We start from the raw sequence: 6758 nt of genomic DNA, 5'->3' as shown, positions 1-6758 counted from the left end.
CGGTCGGACCTGATCGACGGCTGCCTCATCGAGACCGGACTGATCATGGGAGCCGGATGATCGATCGGCCCGCCACCGCGAGTTCAACCCCGGTACCTCAATATGGACAGGGCAGCGGCGGCACCGTATCTGAAGGATGTGGTCGCGACCTTTCGGATGCCCCTGGCGGCGACGCTCGCCGGATATCGGCGGTGGTCGTTCCACCTCGCGGACGCGCTCGGCTACGACCACACGGAGGCGTACGGTGCGCTGGCTCGGCTGGTCTCCGACTTCGTCGACAACCCCGGCCAAGCCGGCAGTGACGACGTGATGCGGCTGATCGACTCGCTGGGGCGCCTGCCATGACCGCTGCGTCCGACCTGACCGTCGAAGAAATCCCGCCCATCCGGAAGGTCGAGCCAGCCGTCCTGGCCGTACTGGCCGACTGGACTGGGGTGAACCTGGATTCAGCCGAGGCGAGTGCCTGGGAACGGCGTGCCGCCGAGACCTACCCGCCGTGGCGTCGCAGGGAGTGGCTGATCGGCCGACTCACCGCACGGGCCGCCCTCAGTTTGCGTTATGGCAGACGGGCCGGCCAGGCGGAACTGGTACCCGACGGCGTGTCAGGTGCACCTCGGGTGCGCGGCTTGCGCGGGGTCGAGGTCTCGCTGTCCCACACCGGCGACCGGGTCGCCTGCGTCGTCGCTCCGGCCGGTCGTCAGGTTGGTATCGATGTGGAGGTCCGGGGTCGGTGCGACCCAGAGCTGGCCCGCCGCATCCTCGGCCCCGGCGAGACGATACCCGCCGGCCTCGATCCCACGGTGCTGTGGACGCTCAAGGAAGCCGCCTACAAGGCCGTCATCGGCAGGTGGTCAGGCCTGCGCGCATACCGGGTGCACTGGTTGCCGGACGGCCCAGCCGTCAGTGTGCCCGCTGGGCTGCGACTGCCCAGCCGGACGTTCGACTGGGAGGGGACGGTGGTGGCCCTCGTTGGCCACGAAGTACACACCACCGAATTGACCTTGCTGGACCCCGGGGCGCGCGGCACGTCCCTGACCGAACCGAAAGGACAACGTATATGAGCCTTCCCAGCGATGCCATCCTGCAGACCGTCCGCGACAATCTCGCCCGGGAGCTGGAGATAGCAGCCGACGAAGTCCTGGAGACGAGTCGTCTCGACGACCTGCCCCGCGCCGACTCGGTGCGTCTGCTCCGTGTGGTCTCCCGCCTCGAGCGTGAGTACGGCCTGGAATTCGACGACGATCAGATCCGGGATGCCGAAACAGTGGCGGATTTGGTCGCACTCGTTCTCGCCGCGCAACAGGCGGTGGTGCGATGATCGAGGCGGTGACCAATCGGCATTACGACCAGTCGCCGAAGCTGTTCGAGATGTTCCTCGATCAGCGGATGAAATACACCAGCGGCCTCTACGCCACCGGCGCTGCGTCCCTCGACGAAGCGCAGGAGGCGAAATTGCGCTTCGTCGCGGGCCTGTTGGGACTGCGCGGTGGCGAGCGGGTGCTGGACATCGGCTCCGGCTGGGGCAGCATGGTCTTGTTCCTGGCCCTGGAGCTGGGCTGCGACGTGGTCGGGGTGACCCCTTCGCCGCAGCAAGCGGCATTCATCGTGGCGCGCGCCACTGCGGCCGGGGTGGCCAACCGTGTCCGGATGGAGGTGGCACCGTTTCAGCAAGTGGCATTGCCGGAGCGAAGCTTTGACGCAGTAAGCGCGATCGGTGTGCTGGAACACTTCCCCGACCACGTCGAAACGCTGAAGGCCATCCGGCGTCTGCTGAAGCAGCGGGGCCGACTATACGTGTCCTCCTCTTGTTACCGTAGTGCTGCAGATAAGGCGGAATACGAGCCGCGGCCGGCGAGCGAGCACGCGGTCGAGGTGTTCGGTTACACCGCTATGCCGACGCTCTCCAACCTGATCCAGTCCTTCGAGGACGCTGGCCTTGGTATCTCTTCGATCACCGATCTCACGGCGGATTACCGCCGCACCATCGAAGCCTGGCAGGAGCGGATCGCGGCCCGGTGGACGGAACTGGAGCTGGTACAGCCCGGATTCGCGGAGGAGACCAACCGGTACTTCGACACGGCGAACGCGAGTTGGGGCTACACCGCCAAACATTACGCATTGAGCGCGATCAACAGCCGGATGGGCGAACTGCGGCTCCCCGGGAGGGTACTCTGATGGCCATCCGTCTCAGAGCTGCGGAACACCGCGCGGCCACGGCCATCCTCGGCGTCGGCGCCTATCGCGGCAGCCGGGTCGTAAACAACGCTGAGATTGCGGAAAACCTCGACTTGCCGGAGAAGTGGATCGTCGCTCGGAGCGGCATCCGTAGTCGTCGCTGGGCCATCGAGACCGAGACCCTGGCAGCGATGAGCGCCGCCGCCGCGAAGAACGCGCTCGCACACGCCGCGATCGCCTCGGAAGATGTGGGGTGCGTCATCGTCGCCACCATCACCCACCTCCAGCAGACCCCGGCGGTCGCGCCCGTCGTGGCGGCGGAGATCGGTGCGGTCAACGCCGGGGCCTTCGACCTCTCCGCGGCCTGTGCCGGGTTTTGCTATGCGCTTGCTCTCGCCAGCGACACTGTTCGGTCCGGGGGGAGCAGGTATGTCCTCGTCATCGGAGCCGAACGGATCAGTGACATGTTGGACCTCGACGATTCGTCCACCTCGTTCCTGTTCGCGGACGGTGCCGGCGCGGTTGTGGTCGGCCCCTCGGACGAGGTGGCGATCGGCCCGGTCGTCTGGGGCGCAGACGGTACCAGGAAGGACGTCATCCGCCAGGCCGCACCCTGGGACCGGCTGCGCTCGGACCCTGCCGGGCCCTGGCCCGGCCGGCTCGAGATGTCGGGAACGGCCGTGTATCGGTGGGCGATCCAAGAGATGGCGCCGGTCGCCCGTCATGCCTTGGAGTTGGCCGGGGTGGGCGTGGAGGACCTCAGCGCGTTCATTCCGCACCAGGCCAACGGCCGGATCGTCACCGCTGTCTCGACGGCGCTCAACCTGCCCGAGCATGTCCAGGTGGCCTTCGACGTGGCCGAGCAGGGGAACACGTCGGCGGCCTCCATTCCGCTGGCGATGAGCAGATTGTTGGCCGAAGGCGAGGTAGAACCGCGCGGGCTGGCCCTTCTGGTCGGCTTCGGTGCCGGCCTCGCCCACGCTGCGCAAGTCGTACGTCTCCCCGAGGGGGCGGCGTGATGCCCCGCCAGCCCGGCGGTCGGCAGGCGGCCATGCTGCTGGCCCGGTTGCGCCGCGCGACCGAGCACAGCGCGCGGTATCCGATTCTCGCCCAGCTGCGGGCGTTCGGCCCGGTGCTCCGGATGTGGCGCGGTGTGGTGGTCCTGGGATACCAAGAGGTCGCCGAGGTGCTGCGGGACGCCGACCGGTTCGGGCCGCCGCCCCCTGCTCGGCGGGATGCCACGCAGCCGGCTTGGCGGGACCACCCGGCGGCGCTGCTAGGTGCCGACTTGGTGACGCTCAAGGAGGGCGACGGCCACCGCGCAGCCCGCTCGGCCATGCACAGGGCGCTCGCCGACGCGCTTGGCGGGGACTTCGCCATCCGGGTGGAACGCCGGATTGATCAGGCGGTGGAACGACTAGCGGCCGAATTCTCGCGGACGGGTGCCGTGGAGGCCATGGGAACGCTGATCGAGCCGGTCGCGGCCGGTATCTTCGCCGATCTCTTCGGCGTTTCGGAGGCCGACACGGCGGCCGTGCTGCCGGCCGCATGGGCCTTCGCGAAGGTTATTGACGAGGCGCCTCAGTTGCTCACCGACGTCGAGGATCAGGCCGCGGGGACGCTGCTCGGCTTCGCGGCCCGAGTAGCCGACGGCGCGTCCCCCCTGCGAGGGCTCTCCCCTGCCGAAGCGGTGGGGGTCCTCGGCCCAGGGCTGGTCAACCTGTCCGCCGCCATCGGCAATCTGATCCAGACCCTGGACCGGTTCCCGTGGGAGCGGGAAGGTCTCCTTGGTGACCCGGTGGCAACAGACGCCGGTGTCGAGGAGTTGCTGCGCTACGACGCCCCCGCCCAAGGTACCGTGCGGATCGCACGGATGGACGCCGAACTGACCGGCGTCCCGATCGTCGCAGGCGATTCGATCATGGTCCTCACTGCTGCGGCGAACCGTGATCCAGCCCAGTGGGCTGACCCGGACGTTTTTCGCCCGTCCCGTCCCGGCCTCTCCCGGACACTGTCCTTTGGGCACGGAGCCCACAGCTGTCTGGGCCGGGCGATGGTACAGCTTGTGCTCAGCCGGATCCCGGCCCGCCTTTACCGCCGCTTCCCCACTCTGCGGGTGGCGGAGCCCCCCGTCGTCCGTCCGGCGTTGCTCAGGAACTACATGACGCGCCTGGTTCTGGAGGCGAGGTGAGCGAGACACGTTCCACGGTCGCCGTCATCGGCTCCGGAGTCGGGGGTTTGACCGCTGCGCATATCCTGAGCCGAGAACGATACGTCACGCTGTTCGAGGCCGACGCGAGACTGGGCGGGCACACGCACACCCATCGGGTGGGGGTAGCACAGCTGCCGGTGGACTCTGGATTCATTGTGCACAACGCGGCGAATTACCCCTTGCTGACCAGGATGTTCACCGAAGTCGGAGTCAGTACCCGGGGTTCGGAGATGTCGATGTCGGTCAGCTGCGAGGGGTGCGGTCTGCGTTACGTAAGCGGAAGCACGCTGCGGTCCGTACCGAGTAGGCCGCCCTCCGTCGACCGCCTCACCTGGCGGCAGGCTCTTGCCGAGATGGAGCGCTTCAACGGCCAGGTCAGCAAAGTGCTGGCTGAGCCCGCGACATCTCTCACCCTCGGTGAACTCCTGGAAGGGGAAGGCTATTCCGGGTACTTCGTGCGGCATCTGCTGTTGCCGCTGGTCTGCGCGGTGTGGTCGTGCGGTCCGAGCAGCGCGCTGCAGTACCCAGCTCGGTACCTCTTCCGGTTCCTTTCCAACCACGGTCTGCTGCACGGCAGCAGAGCGACCCGGTGGCGGACGATCGTCGGTGGCTCGGCGGACTACGTACGCCGCATCGTCGCCGGGCTCCCGGACGTTCGCCCGGCCACCCGAGTGGTGGCGGTAACCCGAGCCGCCCGGGGTGTCGAGGTGACCAACGAGCATGGCCGTACCGAATACTTCGATGCCGCCGTGATCGGCGCCCATCCGGCAGATGCCCTGGCCATGCGCACCGACCCCACCTGCGAGGAGCAGGAGGTCTTGGCGGCGATCAGCTATGTTTCCAGCGACGTGCTCCTGCACACCGACTCCCAACTGCTGCCGGAGGCGATGGCCGACCGGGCGTCGTGGAACTTCCGGCAGGACCACTGCGACGCCGCCGACAAAGATGTCAGCGTTAGCTACCACCTCAACCAATTGCAGGGCCTGCCTACCGGAACCGACTACGTGGTGACACTCAACGCCCCCGACAGGGTCGACCCGAGCCAGGTGCTGGCCGCTATGCGTTATGAGCACCCCCTCTACACCCTCGAGAGCCTGCGCGCCCAGGACCGGCTGGCGAGCCTCAACTCGCCTACCCTGGCTTACGCCGGGGCGTACCACGGCTGGGGTTTCCACGAGGACGGTTGCCACTCGGGTGTCGCGGCCGCACGGGCATTGGGCGTCTCATGGTGAGGTACCGGTGCGTGGTTACACACCACCGGCTGGAGGGGGCACGCTTCTCGTTCCGTCACCGCTTCCGGTTGTGGCTTACGGACCTCGACATGCCGGATCGGCGCGGCCGCCTCGCCCGGCTGCTGCGCAGTGTCCACCCGGCGGACCATTTGGGCGATCCCGGCCGGAGCCTGCGCCACAACGTGGACCACTTTCTCGGCCTGAACGGGATCGAACTGGCGGGTGGCCGGGTGCTGATGCTCTCTCAGGCCCGAGGGCTCGGCTATGCCTTCGATCCCATCACGGTGTATTGGTGCCATGACCGGGCCGACCGGCTCATCTGCTTGATCCTTGAGGTTCGCAACACCTTCGGCGACAGGCACTGCTATCTGGTGCGCCCGGACCCGATCGGCCGCGCGTGTTTCGACAAGGCCCTGTACGTCTCACCATTCTTCCCCTTGGACGGCCGGTACAAGAGCCGCGTCCACCTCGGCGAGGACACGCTACGGGTGACGTTCACGCTGACTCGGGGCGCGGGGAAGCCAGCCCTGGTTGCCACCCTGACTGGGGTTCGCGAGCCCAGCGGCGCCTGGCGAGACGCCTTTGCGTCCATCGGCAACCCGGTGGCGGCCCGCTGGACCACCGTAAGGATCCACTACCAGAGCTGGCGCCTGCGCCGCCGGGGACTGACTCTGCGGCGACGTCGAACCCACGCACCTCAACCCGGCGTCCAGCCTAGGACAAGGACGTGAACACGGATGATTGCGAAACAGATCCTGCCTGGGAGGACGCTGAGCGATGCTCTGCACCTCGTCGCACAGGCGCACCCCGAGGCAGCCTCGTTCTACCCCGGGACTGGTGAAGTACTGACCGCAGCCGAGCTGGATGCCCTGGCCACCGGCTACGCCGCCCATCTGCGACGCAACGGGGTGGGGCCGGGTGACCTGGTCGGGCTGATACACGGCACCGGGCCAGACTTCTTGGCCTGTCTGTTCGCCGTCCTGCGCGCCGGTGCGGCGGCCAGCGTGCTGCCGGTGCCCAGCAGGTCCGCCGATAGGGCAAGGGTCAAGGCCGGGAAGTTAAGGATCTTCTGGTCGGTGTCGAGCGTGTCGGGTCAGCAGGCGAGGGCGTAGGTGGCGGGGCCGGTCTTGTGGATCAGG

At 67.8% G+C, this 6758-nt stretch carries 9 protein-coding genes; all 9 read left to right on the top strand.

Annotation, left to right across the window (positions count from 1 at the left end):
- Positions 1-102: 102 nt before the first annotated feature.
- Genes AB0N07_RS49265 through AB0N07_RS49225 form a run of 9 tightly spaced genes read left to right on the top strand, consistent with a single transcriptional unit; the run spans position 103 to position 6731 of the window.
- Positions 103-345 carry a hypothetical protein gene (locus AB0N07_RS49265; RefSeq protein ID WP_365847295.1) on the top strand — a complete coding sequence of 81 codons (243 nt, stop codon included), beginning with the start codon at positions 103-105 and terminating at the stop codon, positions 343-345.
- Entirely contained in the window at positions 342-1061 is a 720-nt protein-coding gene (locus AB0N07_RS49260; RefSeq protein WP_365847293.1) for a 4'-phosphopantetheinyl transferase superfamily protein, read from the top strand. Before AB0N07_RS49265 ends, AB0N07_RS49260 begins: the two co-directional genes overlap by 4 nt.
- Entirely contained in the window at positions 1058-1318 is a 261-nt protein-coding gene (locus AB0N07_RS49255; RefSeq protein WP_365847291.1) for an acyl carrier protein, read from the top strand. The genes AB0N07_RS49260 and AB0N07_RS49255 overlap by 4 nt, the downstream gene beginning before the upstream one ends.
- Positions 1315-2175 (top strand): class I SAM-dependent methyltransferase, encoded by an 861-nt coding sequence (locus AB0N07_RS49250; RefSeq protein WP_365847289.1) that lies wholly within the window; start codon positions 1315-1317, stop codon positions 2173-2175. The genes AB0N07_RS49255 and AB0N07_RS49250 overlap by 4 nt, the downstream gene beginning before the upstream one ends.
- Positions 2175-3194 (top strand): beta-ketoacyl-ACP synthase 3, encoded by a 1020-nt coding sequence (locus AB0N07_RS49245; protein WP_365847287.1) that lies wholly within the window; start codon positions 2175-2177, stop codon positions 3192-3194. The genes AB0N07_RS49250 and AB0N07_RS49245 overlap by 1 nt, the downstream gene beginning before the upstream one ends.
- Complete coding sequence (locus AB0N07_RS49240) at positions 3194-4366, top strand: cytochrome P450 (protein ID WP_365847285.1); 1173 nt, start codon at positions 3194-3196, stop codon at positions 4364-4366. The genes AB0N07_RS49245 and AB0N07_RS49240 overlap by 1 nt, the downstream gene beginning before the upstream one ends.
- Positions 4363-5619, top strand: coding sequence for an FAD-dependent oxidoreductase (locus AB0N07_RS49235; protein WP_365847283.1), 1257 nt, complete (start codon positions 4363-4365; stop codon positions 5617-5619). Before AB0N07_RS49240 ends, AB0N07_RS49235 begins: the two co-directional genes overlap by 4 nt.
- Positions 5613-6350: a DUF1365 domain-containing protein gene (locus AB0N07_RS49230; protein ID WP_365847281.1), complete on the top strand. Its 738-nt coding sequence runs from the start codon at positions 5613-5615 to the stop codon at positions 6348-6350. Before AB0N07_RS49235 ends, AB0N07_RS49230 begins: the two co-directional genes overlap by 7 nt.
- A 6-nt stretch (positions 6351-6356) precedes the next feature.
- On the top strand, positions 6357-6731 hold the full coding sequence (locus tag AB0N07_RS49225; RefSeq protein ID WP_365847279.1) for an AMP-binding protein: 375 nt from the start codon (positions 6357-6359) through the stop codon (positions 6729-6731).
- Positions 6732-6758 lie beyond the last annotated feature (27 nt).

The sequence above is a fragment of the Streptomyces sp. NPDC051172 genome (genome assembly GCF_040682555.1).
Classification (GTDB): Bacteria; Actinomycetota; Actinomycetes; order Streptomycetales; family Streptomycetaceae; genus Streptomyces.
This window is presented reverse-complemented; position numbering and strand designations above follow the sequence as displayed.

Bases quoted from the DNA above. Each gene is read 5' to 3' on its own strand.
- AB0N07_RS49265 (WP_365847295.1), top strand. From the start codon at position 103: ATGGACAGGGCAGCGGCGGCACCGTATCTGAAGGATGTGGTCGCGACC.
- AB0N07_RS49260 (WP_365847293.1), top strand. From the start codon at position 342: ATGACCGCTGCGTCCGACCTGACCGTCGAAGAAATCCCGCCCATCCGG.
- AB0N07_RS49255 (WP_365847291.1), top strand. From the start codon at position 1,058: ATGAGCCTTCCCAGCGATGCCATCCTGCAGACCGTCCGCGACAATCTC.
- AB0N07_RS49250 (WP_365847289.1), top strand. From the start codon at position 1,315: ATGATCGAGGCGGTGACCAATCGGCATTACGACCAGTCGCCGAAGCTG.
- AB0N07_RS49245 (WP_365847287.1), top strand. From the start codon at position 2,175: ATGGCCATCCGTCTCAGAGCTGCGGAACACCGCGCGGCCACGGCCATC.
- AB0N07_RS49240 (WP_365847285.1), top strand. From the start codon at position 3,194: ATGCCCCGCCAGCCCGGCGGTCGGCAGGCGGCCATGCTGCTGGCCCGG.
- AB0N07_RS49230 (WP_365847281.1), top strand. From the start codon at position 5,613: ATGGTGAGGTACCGGTGCGTGGTTACACACCACCGGCTGGAGGGGGCA.
- AB0N07_RS49225 (WP_365847279.1), top strand. From the start codon at position 6,357: ATGATTGCGAAACAGATCCTGCCTGGGAGGACGCTGAGCGATGCTCTG.